The sequence below is a fragment of the Cupriavidus sp. GA3-3 genome, from assembly GCF_000389805.1.
GTDB lineage: Bacteria > Pseudomonadota > Gammaproteobacteria > Burkholderiales > Burkholderiaceae > Cupriavidus > Cupriavidus necator_D.
In genome coordinates this window covers 276,721-291,744 of record NZ_KB944478.1, presented here as the reverse complement: position 1 = coordinate 291,744, position 15,024 = coordinate 276,721, and the positions used below count along the sequence as shown (strand labels likewise).

The window sequence follows — 15,024 nt, the reverse complement described above, 5'->3', positions numbered from 1 at the left end:
TCGCTGCCAGGCGTTGTCCTTCGCTGCCGGCCCGTATCCTGAGATTTCTCGATCGGGGCTGAGCCGGATCTTGGCGGGGAGAGGGGCGCTTCCGGTCCGGGCCATTTTCCGGACGAGCCAATGAGCAGCAAGAATAGCGGTGATGCACCGCAACATGCCCCGAACAGTCCTGAAGCGCAATTGCGCCTCGCCGCGCTGGAATACCATCGCAGCCCCACCAAGGGAAAGATCCAGGTAACCGCGACCAAGGCGCTGTCCAACCAGCGCGACCTGTCGCTGGCCTATTCGCCGGGCGTGGCCTATGCCTGCGAGGAAATCGCCAAGGATCCCGCCACTGCCGCCGAGTACACCTCGCGCGCCAACCTGGTGGCCGTGGTCACCAACGGCACCGCCGTGCTGGGCCTGGGCGATATCGGCCCGCTGGCCGGCAAGCCGGTGATGGAGGGCAAGGGCTGCCTGTTCAAGAAGTTCGCCGGCATCGATGTGTTCGACATCGAGCTCGACGCGCGCGACCCGGACAAGATCGTCGAGATCGTTGCCGCGCTCGAGCCCACGCTGGGCGGCGTGAACCTGGAAGACATCAAGGCGCCGGAGTGCTTCTACATCGAGCAGAAGCTGCGCGAGCGCATGAACATCCCCGTCTTCCACGACGACCAGCACGGCACCGCCATCATTTCCACCGCGGCGCTGCTCAATGGCCTGAAGGTGGTCGGCAAGGACGTGGCCAAGGTGAAGCTGGCCGTGTCCGGCGCCGGCGCGGCTGCCATTGCCTGCCTGGACACCATGGTCAGCCTCGGCGTGAAGCGCGAGAACATCTCGGTGGTGGACTCCAAGGGCGTGATCTATGTTGGCCGCGACGCCAACATGGAAGCCAACAAGGCGCGCTACGCGCAGGACACCTCGGCGCGCACGCTGGCTGACATCGTCAAGGACGCCGACGTCTTCCTGGGTTGCTCGACCGCCGGCGTGCTGACCGCCGAGATGGTCAAGACCATGGCCGACAAGCCCATCATCCTGGCGCTGGCCAACCCCGAGCCGGAAATCCGCCCGGAAGTGGCCAAGGCCGCGCGCCCGGACTGCATCATCGCCACTGGCCGTTCGGACTACCCGAACCAGGTCAACAACGTGCTGTGCTTCCCGTACATCTTCCGCGGCGCGCTGGATTGCGGCGCGACCAAGATCACGGAAGCGATGAAGCTGGCCTGCGTCAAGGCCATCGCCGAACTGGCCGAGGCCGAACTCAACGACGCCGTTGCCGCCGCCTACGGCGGCCGCGAGCTGAAGTTCGGCCCGGACTACATCATCCCGACGCCGTTCGACCAGCGCCTGATCGAGAAGATCGCGCCGGCGGTGGCCAAGGCCGCGGAAGAATCCGGCGTGGCCACGCGCCCGATCAAGGATCTCGAGGCGTATCGCCAGCAGCTGTCCACCTATGTCTATCACACCGGCCTGATCATGAAGCCGGTATTCTCGGCCGCCAAGGCTGCGCCCAAGCGCGTTGCCTACGCCGAGGGCGAGGAAGAGCGCGTGCTGCGTGCCGTGCAGACCGTGGTCGACGAAGGGCTGGCCCGCCCCACCCTGATCGGCCGCCCGCACGTGATCCAGATGCGCATCGAGAAGGCCGGCCTGCGCCTCAAGGCCGGGGTGGACTTCGATCTGGTCAATCCGGAAGAAGACCCGCGCTATCGCGCCTACCACGAGGCCTACCACGCGCTGCGCGGCCGCGACGGCGTGACGCCGGACATGGCCAAGGTGGCACTGCGCCGCTCCAACACGCTGATCGGCGCCATGCTGATGCATATGGGCGATGCCGATGCGCTGCTGTGCGGCACGGTGGGCCGCTTCGAGGCACACCTCGAGCACGTGCGCGACGTGATCGGCCTGGCGCCGGGCGCCAAGGTGTTCGCCGCGATGAACGCGCTGATGCTGGAAAAGCATACGCTGTTCATCACCGACACCTTCGTCAACGACGATCCCACCGCCGATGAACTGGCCGCGATCACGCAACTGGCCGCTGAGGAAATCGCGCGTTTCGGCCTCGTTCCCAAGGTCGCGCTGATGTCGCACTCGATGTTCGGCTCCTCTACCCGTCCGTCGGCGCGCAAGATGCGCGAGGCCGCGGGGATCCTTGCCAAGGTGGCTCCGCACCTGGAAGTGGAAGGCGAGATGCAGGGCGACGCTGCCCTGGACGAAGACGTGCGCCGCCACTTCCTGCCGTCGACCAAGCTGGCCGGCAGCGCCAACCTGCTGGTGATGCCGACGCTGGACGCCGCCAATATCGCCTTCAACCTGCTCAAGATCACGGGCGGTCAGGGCGTCACGGTGGGCCCGATCCTGCTGGGCGCGGCCAAGCCGGTGCACATCCTGAACCCGCAAGCCACTACGCGCCGCATCGTCAACATGACGGCCGTGGCCGTGGCGGAGAGCAACGCGGTGCGCTGATGTCCCGACGGGCGTGAGCCAATGCAAAAAGCCGGGTCTGGTGACCCGGCTTTTTCTTTGATGCTGCCCCGCGGCAAGCGCGCACGGCGCGTTGCGGGATCGGTGGCTATTGCAGCACGTTGTACTGCTCGCGCATCACGACAATGATCGACTTGGCCGCGGCGAGCTGCGTGCCCAGGTTGTCGACGGATTCTTGCGGGAAATCGACCTCGGCGCTCCAGTTGCATCCGGTATGGTCAGGCTGGTGCATTCGCACCGCGTGCAGTTCGCATTCGCCGCACTCGGGGTTGTTGTCGAGGCACTGGTTCAGGATGGCCATCAGTTCGGAACGGGTCTTCGGGTATCGCCGCATGAATCACCTCTCTCAATGTCGTTTTTGAGGTCCGGATCACCAATCTAGGAAGCGTCAAAGAGCGCTTCCAATTGAATCCACCTATGAAATACCGGCTTCCGATCCATACTGCCCGACGGCATGGGATGGCGCGGCGCAGCATTCTGGCGGCTAATCTCGGCGCAGTGTGATGTCAACGCGGCAATGAAAAAGCCCGCCGGAAGGGCGGGCTCCAGGACTGCCGGTGAGGCGGTTACGTCATCAGAACTTGTGACGCATGCCCACGCCGAAGGTATCGCCGTGCTCGATGCCGGTGATCTTGTCGTAGTAGTAGGCGGCGTAGACGTCGGTGCGCTTGGACAGGTTGTAGTCGTAGGCGACGGCAAACGTGTTGCGCTTGAAGTCACCGATCGCGTTCTCGGTCTTGCCATAGGCGTAGGACGCCAGTACGCTGCCGGCACCGACCGGCACCGAGGCCCCGACCTGACCGTTGGTGTGCTTGATGTCGCCGCTGGCGGCCGTGCTGGCCTTGGTCTTGATGTACTGGCCCTGGGCGAACAGCTTGACCACCTTGAAGTCGTACGTGATGCCGCCCAGCACAGCGTCCTGGCGGCTCAGGCCTGCTACCGACAGGTCGTCCGGAACCGCGTTGAAGCGGACCTGCTGGAACGCGACGGTCGCGGCGAACGGCCCGTTGAAGTACATCAGGTTGCCGCCCCATTTGTTCTGGCCCGCGGCACCTGCCTTCTCGCCTGCCGAGTAGATCAGGTTCGCGCTCAGGCCGCCGAAGTTCGGGGTGGAGTACAGCACCGAGTTGCTCCAGCCCGAGTCGCCGATGATGCCCGGATCCACCACGCCGTTGCTGGCCGCACCGAAGTAGGTGTGGAAGATGGTCGGCGAGAACACGTACGAGTCGACCAGCGGGTTGAACAGGATGGTCGAGATGAAGTACGGGGTGGTGTTGCGGCCCAGCTTCAACGTACCCAGCTTGTCATTCTGCAGGCCGACGTACGCGTTGCGGCTGAACATCGAGTCGCCGGTGAAGCGGCCGCTGTTGCCGCTGTCCGTGCGGAAGAACCCGTTCAGGTCGAAGATGGCCTTGGTGCCGCCGCCCAGGTCTTCGGTGCCCTTGATGCCCCAGTAGGACGTCTGCATACCGCCCGAGTTGGCCACCCATGCGCGCTCGCCCGAACCCGGGCTCTTGACGCCGCCGATGAACATGTCAGCCTGGCCGTACAGCGTGACGCTGGACTGGGCCAAGGCCGCACCGGAAAAAAGGGTAGCCGCTACTGCCGCCAGCTTTAGTGCCGGCTTGTACTGCTTCTGCATTGTTAGACCTCCGTGGTTTTTGATCCTGCTTGGAACGTTGTGTACTGGGTCCCTGTCGGGTTCTTCTAATGTCTTGGTGCTTTTATTCGTGCCGCCTGGCTTGGCTCGGTGAGGGTGGTGCATGGGTGCCGGCGGCATCGGGTACAGCGTTTTTTGTTATACAGGTGACGCTTTTTTGCTCAGGCGGATACTAAGTCGTCAAGCCGGAACTGCGCAATGCGATGGATCTGGTTGATGCAAGTTTGCAACTCTTGCTGCGGCGTGTTTTCCAGTCGGCGCGCGAACTCCGCGATGATCCCGTGGCGGTCGTAGCCGCGCACGGCCAGGATGAACGGGAAGCCGAACTTCTGGTTGTAGGCCGCGTTGAGCGACTGCAGGCGGTCGAACTCCTCGGGCGTGCACAGGTTCAGGCCGGCGCCGCTTTGTTCGCGCGTGGATTCGGCGGTCAGCTCGCCGCGCACGGCGGCCTTGCCGGCCAGCTCCGGGTGCGCGCGCACCAGCTTGAGCTGGGCCGCCTCGCCCGCTTCATCGACCGCCTTGCGCAGTGCCTGCGCCAGCGCTGCGCCGTCGGCGAAGGGCCGCTGCGCGGCTGCGGTCTCGGCAAACCACGGCGAGTGTTCGTAGATGCCGCCCAGCACCTGCACGAACTCCGCGACAGGCATGGTGTTGAGTTGGGCGATGGTGCAGGTCTGGCTCATGCTTGGTTCCGGGGGGTGTAGGGGTGGGTATCGGCCCAGTGGCGGGCGATGTCGACACGGCGGCAGATCCACACCTTGTCGTGTCCCTGCACATAGTCGAGAAAGCGCTGCAGCGCGCGGAAGCGGCCCGGGCGGCCGAGCAGGCGGCAGTGCATGCCGATCGACAGCATCTTGGGGCTGTCCTGGCCGCTCGGGTCGCCTTCCTCATACAAGACGTCGAACGCATCCTTCAGGTACTGGAAGAACTGTTCGCCGGTATTGAAGCCCTGCGGCGTGGCAAAGCGCATGTCGTTGGAGTCGAGCGTGTACGGCACCACCAGGTGCGGCTTCTTCTCGCCGCCGGTGACTTCCACCTCGGTCCAGAAGGGCAGGTCGTCACCGTAGTAGTCCGAGTCGTACAGGAGGCCGCCGTGCTCCACCACCAGGCGGCGCGTGTTGGGGCTGTCGCGGCCGGTGTACCAGCCCAGCGGCAGTTCGCCGGTCAGGTCCTTGATGATCTGCATGCCGATGCGCATGTGCTCGCGCTCGGTGGCTTCGTCGATGCCCTGGTAGTGGATCCAGCGCCAGCCGTGGCAGGCGATCTCGTGGCCCAGTTCGACAAAAGCGCGGGTCAGTTCAGGATGGCGTTGCAGCGCCATCGATACGCCGAAGATGGTCAGCGGCAGGCCGCGCTTCTCGAACTCGCGCAGCAGGCGCCAGACGCCGGCGCGCGAGCCGTATTCGTAGATGCCCTCCATGCTCATGTGGCGGTCGGGGTAGGCCGCGGCGCCGACGATCTCGGAGAGGAACTGCTCGGAGGCGGCGTCGCCGTGCAGCACGCAGTTTTCGCCGCCTTCTTCGTAGTTGAGGACGAACTGCAGCGCAACGCGCGCACCGCCCGGCCAGCGGGCGTGCGGCGGCCGGGCACCATATCCGATGAGATCGCGTGGATAGTTATCTTTTGTCATGTGTCTTTGCTTGCTTCAGGAAAACGCCCGGCACCGCCGCGCCGCCCGCAAGCGCCGACCATCACGCAATGAACGTGCCAGTCGTGCCGGCGGCGGTGTCGGATACTTCGATACCGTTGCTTCAGTTACTCGGTGCCGTGCGAGTTGGCGGCGGCGTTGCGCATGGCCTCCTCGCGCGACTGGATGCCGTTGTAGAACAGGTTCAGCGCCACGGCCACGATCGTGCCCAGCACGATGCCGCTGTGGGTGAACGGCCCGGTCCACTTCGGCAGGTACTGGAAGAAGGTCGGTGCCAGCGTCGGGATCATGCCGGCGCCGATCGAGATGGCGACGATGAACAGGTTGTGGCGGTTGCGGTTGAAATCGCACGAACCCAGGATGCGGATGCCGGTGGCGGCCACCATGCCGAACATCACGATGCCGGCGCCGCCCAGCACGAACTGCGGCACCGAGGCCACCACGTGGGCCATCTTGGGGAACAGGCCGAAGGCGATCAGGATGATGCCGCCGGCAGCCGCCACGTAGCGCGAGCGCACGCCGGTCACCGTCACCAGGCCCACGTTCTGCGAGAACGAGGTATACGGGAAGGTGTTGAAGATGCCGCCGATCACGGTGCCTAGGCCGTCGGCGCGCAGGCCGCGGGTCAGGTCCTCGTTGCTCAGCTTCTTGCCGGTGATGTCGGACAGCGCCAGGAACATGCCGGTGGACTCCACCAGCGTAATCAGCATGACGATGCACATCGACAGGATGGCGGTCACTTCGAAGGTCGGCATGCCGAAGTGCAGCGGCGTGATGACGGCGACGAAGCTGGCTTCATCCAGGCCTTCGAAGGACACCTTGCCCATCGCCATCGCCACCAGCGTGCCGGCGATGATGCCCAGCAGCACTGCGCAGTTGGCCACCAGGCCACGGCCGTACTTGGTCAGCAGCAGGATGATCAGCAGCGTCAGGCCGGCAATGCCGAGGTTGGCCAGGTCGCCGTAGGCGAGGTTGGGCACCTCCTTGACCACGCCGTCGATCACGGCACGGGTGGTGGGCTGGCCGCCGGCCGCCCAGTTGATGCCCACGCGCATCAGCGACACGCCGATCAGCGTGATCACCGTGCCGGTCACCACCGGCGGGAACAGTCCCAGCATGCGCCCCATCATCGGCGCGATCAGGATGCCGAATATCCCCGATGCGATCACCGCGCCATAGATGCCGAGCAGGCCGACATTGGGATCGGTGCCGATGGCGATCATCGGCGCCACCGAGGCGAAAGTCACGCCCATCATCACCGGCAGGCGGATGCCGAACTTCCAGAAACCAAAGGCCTGGATCAGCGTGGCCAGGCCCGCGGCGAACAGGTCGGCGTTGATCAGGAACGCCAGCTGGTCCTTGGGCAGCTTGAGCGCGCCACCAACGATCAGGGGCACGGCAACCGTGCCGGCGTACATCACCAGAACGTGCTGCAACCCGAGCGCGAGCAGGCGCCCGGAAGGCAAACGCTCGTTGGTGAGGTCCGTCGGGACCGTGGTGCTTGCGGAATTCATGGGTGCGTCTCCTCTCCTTTGGTTTGATGGGAACACCACTGCCATGGCCCCGGTCCTGGATCCCGGAGGGTCTCCGGACCGTTATCTGCCTGTCGTCTCAGCACTCTCGTCGGTGAGCCGGGTGCTGTTTGCCGATCAGGTCTGGCCTTGTAGTTGGGGGCAGGGGCGGGAACACCGTGCTAGGTGGAGCGGCCTAGCACGCTGCGAAGATCGAAGTTGCCCGGCTCGTCCGGCTGCACGCGGTCGGCGCAGGCGCCAAGGTGGTGCGCCATGCGCGACTGGGCCAGCGCGGCATTGCCCTGTTCGAGTGCGTCGAGGATCTCTTCGTGTTCATCGAACGAGCAGGCGTTGTTGCCCGGGGCTTCCACGCTGGCGATCATCAGCGTGGTGCGCGACACCAGCCGGCGCATCATGTTGACCAGCAGCGCATTGCCCGACAGTTCCGCCAGCGCCGTATGGAACTCGGCGGACAGGCGGATCCATTTGGGCCGGTCATGCGTGAGGAAGGCCTGGCGCTCGCTGGCCACCATCTGGCGCAGCGGCGCGATCACGGCCTTGACGTCGGGCATGCCGGCAAGCTTTTCCAGCACCGCGCGTTCCAGCATCTGGCGCAGCTCGAACATGTCGTGCGCTTCGTCGGTGGAGGGGCTGGCGATAAAGGCGCCGCGGTTGGGCTCGAGGTCGACCATGCCGTCGGCGGCCAGGTGCGACAGCACCTTGCGCACAGTGTGTCGCGCGGTGGCATAGATCTCGCAAAGGGAATGCTCGGTCAGCTTGGTGCGCGGCGGCAGCCGGTGCTCCATGATCGCGTCGTAGATCTCGTGATACATGCGCTCTTCGACCGAGCCCTTGCGTGCGGGCCTGGCGGGCTTGCCCGCCTGGATTTCGGTCGGCTCGGCGTCGGCCTTGGTTTCGGCGTCGGCGGCAATCAGCTTCAGGCTCTTGGACATCGTGGCACCAGCAGTCAGGCGGGGCACCGCAAATCCTGGACATCAGGCAGCGGTGATCCAAAAATTGTTGACAATTATTTGGTTACTGCTCCAATATTGTCAACAAAACCGACTCAGGTTTTCGACAACTCAGGGAAATCCCTGAATTGCCAACCGGGTAGTGCAGGCGCATTGTCGCCACGCACCACCCAGCGCCGGGATGCGTTACCAGACGTACCGAGCGGGCACCATTCCCACAAATGGTGCTAGTGAAGGCAGCGGCGCCCCTCACAACCCAATCGCCTAAGGAAAAACACGATGGGACGCTTGACCACACACGTACTCGACACCGCTGCCGGCACGCCCGGCAAGGGCATGTCGGTTACTCTTCATAAAATTGTCGACAATCGCCGCGAAACCCTGAAGACAGTCGTGACGAACCACGACGGCCGTTGCGACCAGCCGCTGCTGGAAGGTGCGGACTTCGCCGTTGGCGTGTATGAGCTGGAATTCGCCGCGGGCGACTACTTCCGCGCGCAAGGCACGCAGCTGCCCGAGCCGGCTTTCCTGGACGTGGTGCCCCTGCGCTTCGGCATTGCCGATGTCAACGCGCACTACCACGTGCCCCTCCTGGTCTCGCCCTGGTCGTACTCGACCTACCGCGGCAGCTGAAGCGGTGGCATAGGGAAACAGGAGACAAGACATGGAAGGCTACATTCTCGACTGGGCCAATCTGCTGCTGCGCTGGGTGCACGTCATCACGGCGATCGCGTGGATCGGCTCCTCGTTCTATTTCGTCTGGCTCGACAACAGCCTGACCCGTCCCACCGATCCTGACCTGCAGGAGAAGGGTGTCGGCGGCGAGCTGTGGGCCGTGCACGGCGGCGGTTTCTACAACCCGCAGAAATACCTGACCGCACCCAAGACGCTGCCTGAGAACCTGCACTGGTTCTACTGGGAGTCGTATTCCACGTGGATGACCGGCTTCGGCCTGCTGGTGGTGCTGTACCTGTTCAACGCCAGCACGTTCCTGATCGACAAGAACGTCTACGACATGTCGCCCGGCGCGGCGGTCGGCCTGGCGCTGTCCTACCTGGCCGCGGGCTGGGTGGTCTATGACGTGATCTGCCGCGTGTTCGGCAAGAGCGACAAGACCGTGGGCGTGCTGGTGGCGATCTACGTGGCCGTGGCTGCCTACGTGGCGTGCCACCTGTTCTCGGGCCGTGCGGCGTTCCTGCTGACCGGTGCGATGATCGCCACCATCATGAGCGCCAACGTGCTGGTGTGGATCATCCCGGGCCAGCGCAAGGTGGTTGCCGCGCTGCGCGCGGGCCAGCCGGTCGATCCGGTCCATGGCAAGAACGCCAAGCAGCGCAGCGTGCACAACACGTACTTCACGCTGCCGGTGCTGTTCGCGATGCTGTCGAACCACTACAGCATGACCTACAGCTACAAGTACAACTGGGCCGCGCTGATCCTGATCATGCTCGCCGGTGTGCTGATCCGCCAGTTCTTCATCCTCAAGCACAAGGGCAAGATCAACGTGGCCTGGCCCGCAGCCGGCGTTGCCGTGCTGGCCGTGGTCGCCGTGCTGATCGCGCCGCAACCGCGCCCGGCCGTGGCCAAGGCAGAAGGTGGTGAAGCCGCCACCGCCGTCAGCTTTGCCAAGGTGCAGGAAGTGATGAACGCACGCTGCGTGCAGTGCCACGCCGAGCAGCCGAAGATGATGCCGACCGCAGCCAAGGGCATCAAGCTCGATACCGCGGAAGACATCAAGGCCCACGCGCAGCTGATCTACCAGCAGGCCGTGCAGCAGAAGGCGATGCCGCTGGGCAACGTGACGCAGATCACCGACGACGAACGCGCCCTGCTGGGCCAGTGGTTCGAAGGCGGTGCCAAGACCACCAACTGAGGGTGGCCTGATCTGAAAGGCATCAGGGCCGGCGCGTGCCGCCGGCCCGCGAATTCCGAGCATCGGTGATCGACGGTCCGGAGGGTTGTGCAGTTGGCAACCGTCAGTACCGGACCGGCGAGGGTTTGAACGGGGCCTTGTGCCCCGTTTTTTTTCGGCGACTTATCCGCCGATATTCAGCAACGCCAGCACCCCCAGCACCAGGAAAATCCCCGCCGCGATCTTGTGCACCAGTCCGATCGGCATCTTGTTGGCAAACTTGTCGCCAAGCAGGACCGCCGGCGCATTGGCGACCATCATGCCGAAGGTGGTGCCGGCCACCACGGCAATCACCGCATCGCTGAAGCGCGCGGCCAGCGCCACGGTGGCGATCTGGGTCTTGTCGCCCATCTCGGCAAAGAAGAAGGCCACGATGGTGGTGCCGAGGATGCCAAGGGCGCCCTTGACCGGCCTGGCTTGTTCGGCGTCGTCGAGCTTGTCGGGGATCAGCATCCATGCCGCCATTGCGATAAAGCCCAGGCCCAGGATCCAGCGCAGCAGGCTTTCGCCCAGCACATGCGTGATCCAGCCGCCGAGCGCACCGGCAAAGCCGTGGTTGAACAGCGTGGCGATCAGGATGCCAAGGATGATGGGAACGGGCTTGCGGTAGCGCGCGGCCAGCACCAGCGACAGCAATTGCGTCTTGTCGCCCATTTCAGCGAGGGCGACGATGCCTGTGGAGACGAGGAAGGCTTCCATATTGGTCTTGTGGGGTAACCGGGCCGCAATGCATCGCGAGATGCCAATGACGCACACCTTCCCCGGCCCGGCCAGAAAGGTATGGTCATCGGTCTCGCCAGGCTGGACGCTGCCGGGTCCGTATCAGTACGGCCGGGCGGGTCCGGAGCTGCGCACGCCATAACCGCAAGCGGTCAAGTCTGTTGACGTACGCCCCTGTCCCCCGGAGTCCGCATTGCGCGGCGCGGTGAGAGCAGGGCGGCTACTCCCCAATGGAAGCGGCAATTATAGCGGCGGCGGGGGCAGGCGTCCACCTGCCCCCGCCACAAGGCCTGCACCCTCAGCCGGGTACAGGCGCGTTGTCGCTGGTCTGGCGGCCGCGGAAATCGGTCCAGCACAGGGCCTTGAAGTCATAGAGCTTGCAGCGGCGCGCGGTATCGAAATACCAGCGCCAGGAGAAGTTCTCGATGATGATGCGGCCCGGCAGCGCGTGCTCCAGCAGTGCCTGGGCGCGCTTGAGGCGGTACAGCGGCACGCTCATGTCGACGTGGTGCGCGGTGTGTTCCATGATGTGGTGCAGCGCCGCGCCGATGCCGTGGCGGAAGCGCAGGTGCACGGTGGTCGAGACAAAGGGCTGTGCCTTGGCCCACATGGCCTTGGTGTCATACCAGGCGACGCTGGTGTGGGTGTGGTGCACATACAGCACGAAGCCGACGGTGACGTTCCAGACCAGGAATGGCAGCACAAAGCCCGCGCCGGTCAGCAACCACACCGACTGCTCCGTGGCCAGCGCCAGGCCCGCCAGCGCGCCGATCCAGGCCAGCCCGAAGGCGGCTACCAGCACACAGTCGCCGGTGAAGATCGGGCGGCGCGTAGCCATCTGGCGCTTGCTGGGGAAGAACATCTTGCACCACCAGATTTCCACCAGGTAGTACAGGCCCGGGCCGAAGCCGGTGCGGTAGATGCGCTCCATCACGCGGCGCCAGCGCGGCAGCGCGTTGAATTCTTCCAGTGAGTAGGGCGCCCAGACGAAGTCGAAGCCCTTCAGGTTGGTATAGCCATGGTGCACCACGTTGTGGCCGACTTCCCACAGGCTGTACGGCGTCAGCGAGGGCAGGAAGGTGAGCCGGCCCAGCCACTTGTTCAGGCCGCGGCGCGGGGTCAGGCTCTGGTGGCAGGCATCGTGGCCGATGATAAACAGGCGCGCGATGATCAGCCCGGCCAGCACGCCCAGCGCCAGCTTGGCGGCCCAGTGCTGCGCCAGCACCACGCCGGCCAGCACGGCGCCGAACAACAGGTAGTCGAAGGCGAACAGCAGCAGTGCGCGCGGCGTGCTGCGCTGGCCCAGCGGGATCAGCCAGCCGCGGATGATCTTGCGCGAGGGCAGCGGGGCGTCCGGCGCAATCGGCTCCGGCAGCGGGGCGTGGTTGGGCGCGCCCTTGCGCGCGGCATGGGGCACGTCATGCGGGCCACTGGCGCGCTCAGGGGCGTGAGCGGCGGATTGGAAAGCGGTCATGCGGAACCTTCTGATTGCGGTCGGATGGGTAAGGGCGCACGGCGCGCAGAACGGCCGCGGCGGAACCGCAAGGTTAGAAGGCTTTGTCGAAGACGGCCTTGACGGTCGTCAAGCCGGAGGCGGGGGCGAAGCGGTAAAAGCGCGCCCGCCGCATGGCGGCGGGCGGCTGCTGGCCAGGTGACGGATCAGGCGGCCGGCACGTGGGCGGCCTCGCCCATCACATAGACGCTGTCGATGACGCGGTCGTCGCCCAGCATGGCAAAGGCGAACAGCTCTTCTTCCAGCGTTTCCGAGCGGTTGCTGCGGCGGGCGATCAGCGGCGTGGCCTTGGGGTCCAGCACGATGAAATCGGCCTCGCAGCCAACGCTGAAGCTGCCGACGCGGTCGGTCCAGCCCAGCGCCTCGGCCGCGGCACGGGTGGCCAGGTAGAACATGCGCAGCGCGGTCAGGTAGTAGCCGCCCATGCGCGCCACCTTGTGCGCCGCGTTCATGGTGCGGAACATCGAGAACGAGGTGCCGCCGCCGACGTCGGTGGCCAGCGTCACGTTCAGGCGGTTGGCGTCGGACTGGTGGAAGTCATAGAAGCCGCTGCCCAGGAACAGGTTGGAGGTGGGGCAATGCGCCACCGCGGCGCCGCTGTCGGCCAGGCGCCGGCGGTCGTCCTGGTCCAGGTAGATGGCGTGGCCGTACATCGCGCCCGGGCGCAGCAGGCCGTAGCGGTCGTACACGTCCAGGTAGCTGCGCGCGTCCGGGAACAGCTCGGCCACCCATTTGACCTCGTCGCGGTTCTCGGCCACGTGGGTCTGGATAAAGGCGTCCGGGTAGGCGCGCGCCAGTTCGCCGCAGGCGGCCAGCTGCGCCTCGGTCGAGGTCGGGGCAAAGCGCGGTGTGATGGCGTAGGCCAGGCGTCCCTTGTTATGCCAGCGCGAGAGCAGGTCGGCGGAGTCCCGGGCACCGGTCTCGGCCGTATCGCGCAGGAATTCCGGGCAGTTGCGGTCCATCATCACCTTGCCCGTGACCATGCGCAGGTTGCGCGCCTCGCTTTCGGCAAAGAGGGCCTCGGCCGAGGCCTTGTGCACCGTGCTCCAGACCACCGCGCTGGTGGTGCCGTTGCGCAGCAGTTCCTCGGTGAAGAAGCCGGCCACGCCGCGCGCGTAGTCGGGATCGGCAAAGCGGCGCTCTTCGGGGAAGGTGTAGGTCTCGAGCCAGTGCAGCAGGCCCGGCGACGGCGACGCGATCATGTCGGTCTGCGGGTAGTGCACGTGGGTGTCGATAAAGCCGGGCACGATCAGCTTGCCGCGGTGGTCGACGATCTCGGCGTCGGCCGGAATGCGCGCAGCCAGCTGCGTATAGTCGCCGGCAGCGGCGATGTGCCCGTTGGTGACGATCAGCACCCCGTCGTCCCAATACTGATATGCATCCTCATGGAATTGCGGATCGCGCAGGAAATGCAGCACGCGGCCGCGAATGGCACGGGTGAGGGAGTCAGTCTTGGGGTTGGTCGTCATGGTGTGTCTCTTGTGGCCGGCCCGCGCGGAACGGCATGGTTCAAGCAGCGGGCCGGGCTATTGGCATGCGCCGCGCTCAGGCCGCTGGGGCCGTTGCGGGCGGGGACTTGGGCGGGCTCGACCAGAAGTGGTCGACTTCCGCCAGGAATTCGGCCTTCTGCATGGCAGGCAGGAAGGCCGCTTCAAAGCTGTTGCGGGCAAGCTTGTGGGCATCGGCCGCGTCCAGCGGCAGCGCCTCGAAGGTGGCTTCCCAGTTGGCGTTCATATAGCCGCCGAAGTAGGCAGGATCGTCCGAATGCAGCGTGATCACCACGCCGGCATCGAGCATGCGCTTGAGCGGGTGGTCGCGCAGGTCCGGGTAGACCTTGAGCTTGACGTTCGACAGCGGGCACACGGTCAGCGCCACGCGCTCGCGCGCCAGGCGTTCCACCAGCGCCGGATCGTCGATGGCGCGCACGCCGTGGTCGATACGCTGCGCCTTGAGGATGTCGAGCGCGTCGGTGACGTATTGCGCCGGACCTTCCTCGCCCGCGTGGGCCACCAGGTGCAGGCCCAGCTCGCGCGCCCTGGCGAACACGCGCGCGAACTTCTCGGGCGGGTTGCCTCGCTCGGACGAATCCAGGCCCACGCCGACAAAGCGGTCGCGGTAGGGCAGCGCGGCCTCCAGCGTGGCGAAGGCGTCTTCCTCCGGCAGATGGCGCAGGAAGCACAGGATCAGGCTGCTGGAGAAGTCATATTCGGTGCGCGCCTGGGCCAGGGCATCGGCGATGCCGTCGATCACCACGCCGATGGGCACGCCGCGCGCGGTATGGGTCTGCGGATCGAAGAAGATCTCGGCGTGGCGGACGTTGTCGGCGACGGCGCGCTTGACGTAGTCCATGGTCATGTCGAAGAAATCTTCCTCGGTCAGCAGCACGCTGGCGCCGGCGTAGTAGATGTCCAGGAACGACTGCAGGTCGGTGAAGGCGTAGGCGGCGCGCAGCGCCTCGACGCTGGGATAGGGCAGCGCCACCTGGTTGCGCTGCGCGAGCCGGAAGATCAGTTCCGGCTCAAGCGTGCCTTCGATATGCACATGCAGTTCGGCCTTGGGAGTGCGGCGGATCTGTTCCGCGAGCGCGGCATCGATGGTCATGGGGGCCTCGTTTCTGGGCTTTTCTGTGCCT

13 protein-coding genes and 1 riboswitch are annotated in these 15,024 nt (G+C 65.4%); of the genes, 3 read left to right on the top strand and 10 right to left on the bottom strand.

The window, feature by feature from the left end; genetic code table 11:
- The first annotated feature begins 120 nt into the window (after positions 1–120).
- Entirely contained in the window at positions 121–2,442 is a 2,322-nt protein-coding gene (locus C265_RS15155) for an NADP-dependent malic enzyme (protein WP_010809179.1), read from the top strand.
- A 106-nt stretch (positions 2,443–2,548) separates the two neighbouring features.
- Here the strand turns inward: C265_RS15155 and C265_RS15150 are convergent, their stop codons facing one another.
- From C265_RS15150 to C265_RS15125, 6 genes are all read right to left on the bottom strand, one after another.
- On the bottom strand, positions 2,549–2,794 hold the full coding sequence (locus C265_RS15150; protein ID WP_010809178.1) for a hypothetical protein: 246 nt from the start codon (positions 2,792–2,794) through the stop codon (positions 2,549–2,551).
- A gap of 240 nt (positions 2,795–3,034) precedes the next feature.
- Positions 3,035–4,102, bottom strand: coding sequence for a porin (locus C265_RS15145; protein WP_010809177.1), 1,068 nt, complete (start codon positions 4,100–4,102; stop codon positions 3,035–3,037).
- 179 nt (positions 4,103–4,281) lie between these two features.
- Positions 4,282–4,800 (bottom strand): 2-oxo-4-hydroxy-4-carboxy-5-ureidoimidazoline decarboxylase, encoded by a 519-nt coding sequence (uraD, locus tag C265_RS15140; protein ID WP_010809176.1) that lies wholly within the window; start codon positions 4,798–4,800, stop codon positions 4,282–4,284.
- Entirely contained in the window at positions 4,797–5,747 is a 951-nt protein-coding gene (gene puuE, locus C265_RS15135) for an allantoinase PuuE (RefSeq protein WP_010809175.1), read from the bottom strand. Before puuE ends, uraD begins: the two co-directional genes overlap by 4 nt.
- A gap of 125 nt (positions 5,748–5,872) precedes the next feature.
- A complete protein-coding gene (locus tag C265_RS15130; RefSeq protein WP_010809173.1) occupies positions 5,873–7,279 on the bottom strand; it encodes a nucleobase:cation symporter-2 family protein in 1,407 nt (468 codons plus the stop codon).
- Positions 7,280–7,458: 179 nt separating this feature from the next.
- Entirely contained in the window at positions 7,459–8,229 is a 771-nt protein-coding gene (locus C265_RS15125) for a GntR family transcriptional regulator (protein ID WP_010809172.1), read from the bottom strand.
- Between the two features lie 297 nt (positions 8,230–8,526).
- On the opposite strand from C265_RS15125, the gene uraH reads away from it, so the two are divergent.
- Positions 8,527–8,880 carry a hydroxyisourate hydrolase gene (gene uraH, locus C265_RS15120; protein WP_010809171.1) on the top strand — a complete coding sequence of 118 codons (354 nt, stop codon included), beginning with the start codon at positions 8,527–8,529 and terminating at the stop codon, positions 8,878–8,880.
- Between the two features lie 31 nt (positions 8,881–8,911).
- Positions 8,912–10,120 (top strand): urate hydroxylase PuuD, encoded by a 1,209-nt coding sequence (locus tag C265_RS15115; protein WP_010809170.1) that lies wholly within the window; start codon positions 8,912–8,914, stop codon positions 10,118–10,120.
- 162 nt (positions 10,121–10,282) lie between these two features.
- On the opposite strand, the gene C265_RS15110 is transcribed toward C265_RS15115, so the two are convergent.
- From C265_RS15110 to C265_RS15095, 4 genes are all read right to left on the bottom strand, one after another.
- Positions 10,283–10,858 (bottom strand): TMEM165/GDT1 family protein, encoded by a 576-nt coding sequence (locus C265_RS15110; protein WP_010809169.1) that lies wholly within the window; start codon positions 10,856–10,858, stop codon positions 10,283–10,285.
- Positions 10,859–10,923: 65 nt separating this feature from the next.
- A riboswitch (yybP-ykoY riboswitch) is annotated at positions 10,924–11,128 on the bottom strand.
- A gap of 49 nt (positions 11,129–11,177) precedes the next feature.
- Positions 11,178–12,353, bottom strand: coding sequence for a fatty acid desaturase (locus C265_RS15105; RefSeq protein ID WP_010809168.1), 1,176 nt, complete (start codon positions 12,351–12,353; stop codon positions 11,178–11,180).
- Between the two features lie 185 nt (positions 12,354–12,538).
- Positions 12,539–13,861 (bottom strand): guanine deaminase, encoded by a 1,323-nt coding sequence (guaD, locus tag C265_RS15100; RefSeq protein WP_010809167.1) that lies wholly within the window; start codon positions 13,859–13,861, stop codon positions 12,539–12,541.
- A gap of 76 nt (positions 13,862–13,937) precedes the next feature.
- On the bottom strand, positions 13,938–14,993 hold the full coding sequence (locus tag C265_RS15095; RefSeq protein ID WP_010809166.1) for an adenosine deaminase: 1,056 nt from the start codon (positions 14,991–14,993) through the stop codon (positions 13,938–13,940).
- Positions 14,994–15,024: the final 31 nt, after the last annotated feature.

Bases quoted from the DNA above. Each gene is read 5' to 3' on its own strand.
- C265_RS15150 (WP_010809178.1), bottom strand. From the start codon at position 2,794: ATGCGGCGATACCCGAAGACCCGTTCCGAACTGATGGCCATCCTGAAC.
- C265_RS15155 (WP_010809179.1), top strand. From the start codon at position 121: ATGAGCAGCAAGAATAGCGGTGATGCACCGCAACATGCCCCGAACAGT.
- C265_RS15115 (WP_010809170.1), top strand. From the start codon at position 8,912: ATGGAAGGCTACATTCTCGACTGGGCCAATCTGCTGCTGCGCTGGGTG.
- uraH (WP_010809171.1), top strand. From the start codon at position 8,527: ATGGGACGCTTGACCACACACGTACTCGACACCGCTGCCGGCACGCCC.
- C265_RS15130 (WP_010809173.1), bottom strand. From the start codon at position 7,279: ATGAATTCCGCAAGCACCACGGTCCCGACGGACCTCACCAACGAGCGT.
- C265_RS15095 (WP_010809166.1), bottom strand. From the start codon at position 14,993: ATGACCATCGATGCCGCGCTCGCGGAACAGATCCGCCGCACTCCCAAG.
- C265_RS15105 (WP_010809168.1), bottom strand. From the start codon at position 12,353: ATGACCGCTTTCCAATCCGCCGCTCACGCCCCTGAGCGCGCCAGTGGC.
- uraD (WP_010809176.1), bottom strand. From the start codon at position 4,800: ATGAGCCAGACCTGCACCATCGCCCAACTCAACACCATGCCTGTCGCG.
- puuE (WP_010809175.1), bottom strand. From the start codon at position 5,747: ATGACAAAAGATAACTATCCACGCGATCTCATCGGATATGGTGCCCGG.
- C265_RS15125 (WP_010809172.1), bottom strand. From the start codon at position 8,229: ATGTCCAAGAGCCTGAAGCTGATTGCCGCCGACGCCGAAACCAAGGCC.
- guaD (WP_010809167.1), bottom strand. From the start codon at position 13,861: ATGACGACCAACCCCAAGACTGACTCCCTCACCCGTGCCATTCGCGGC.
- C265_RS15110 (WP_010809169.1), bottom strand. From the start codon at position 10,858: ATGGAAGCCTTCCTCGTCTCCACAGGCATCGTCGCCCTCGCTGAAATG.
- C265_RS15145 (WP_010809177.1), bottom strand. From the start codon at position 4,102: ATGCAGAAGCAGTACAAGCCGGCACTAAAGCTGGCGGCAGTAGCGGCT.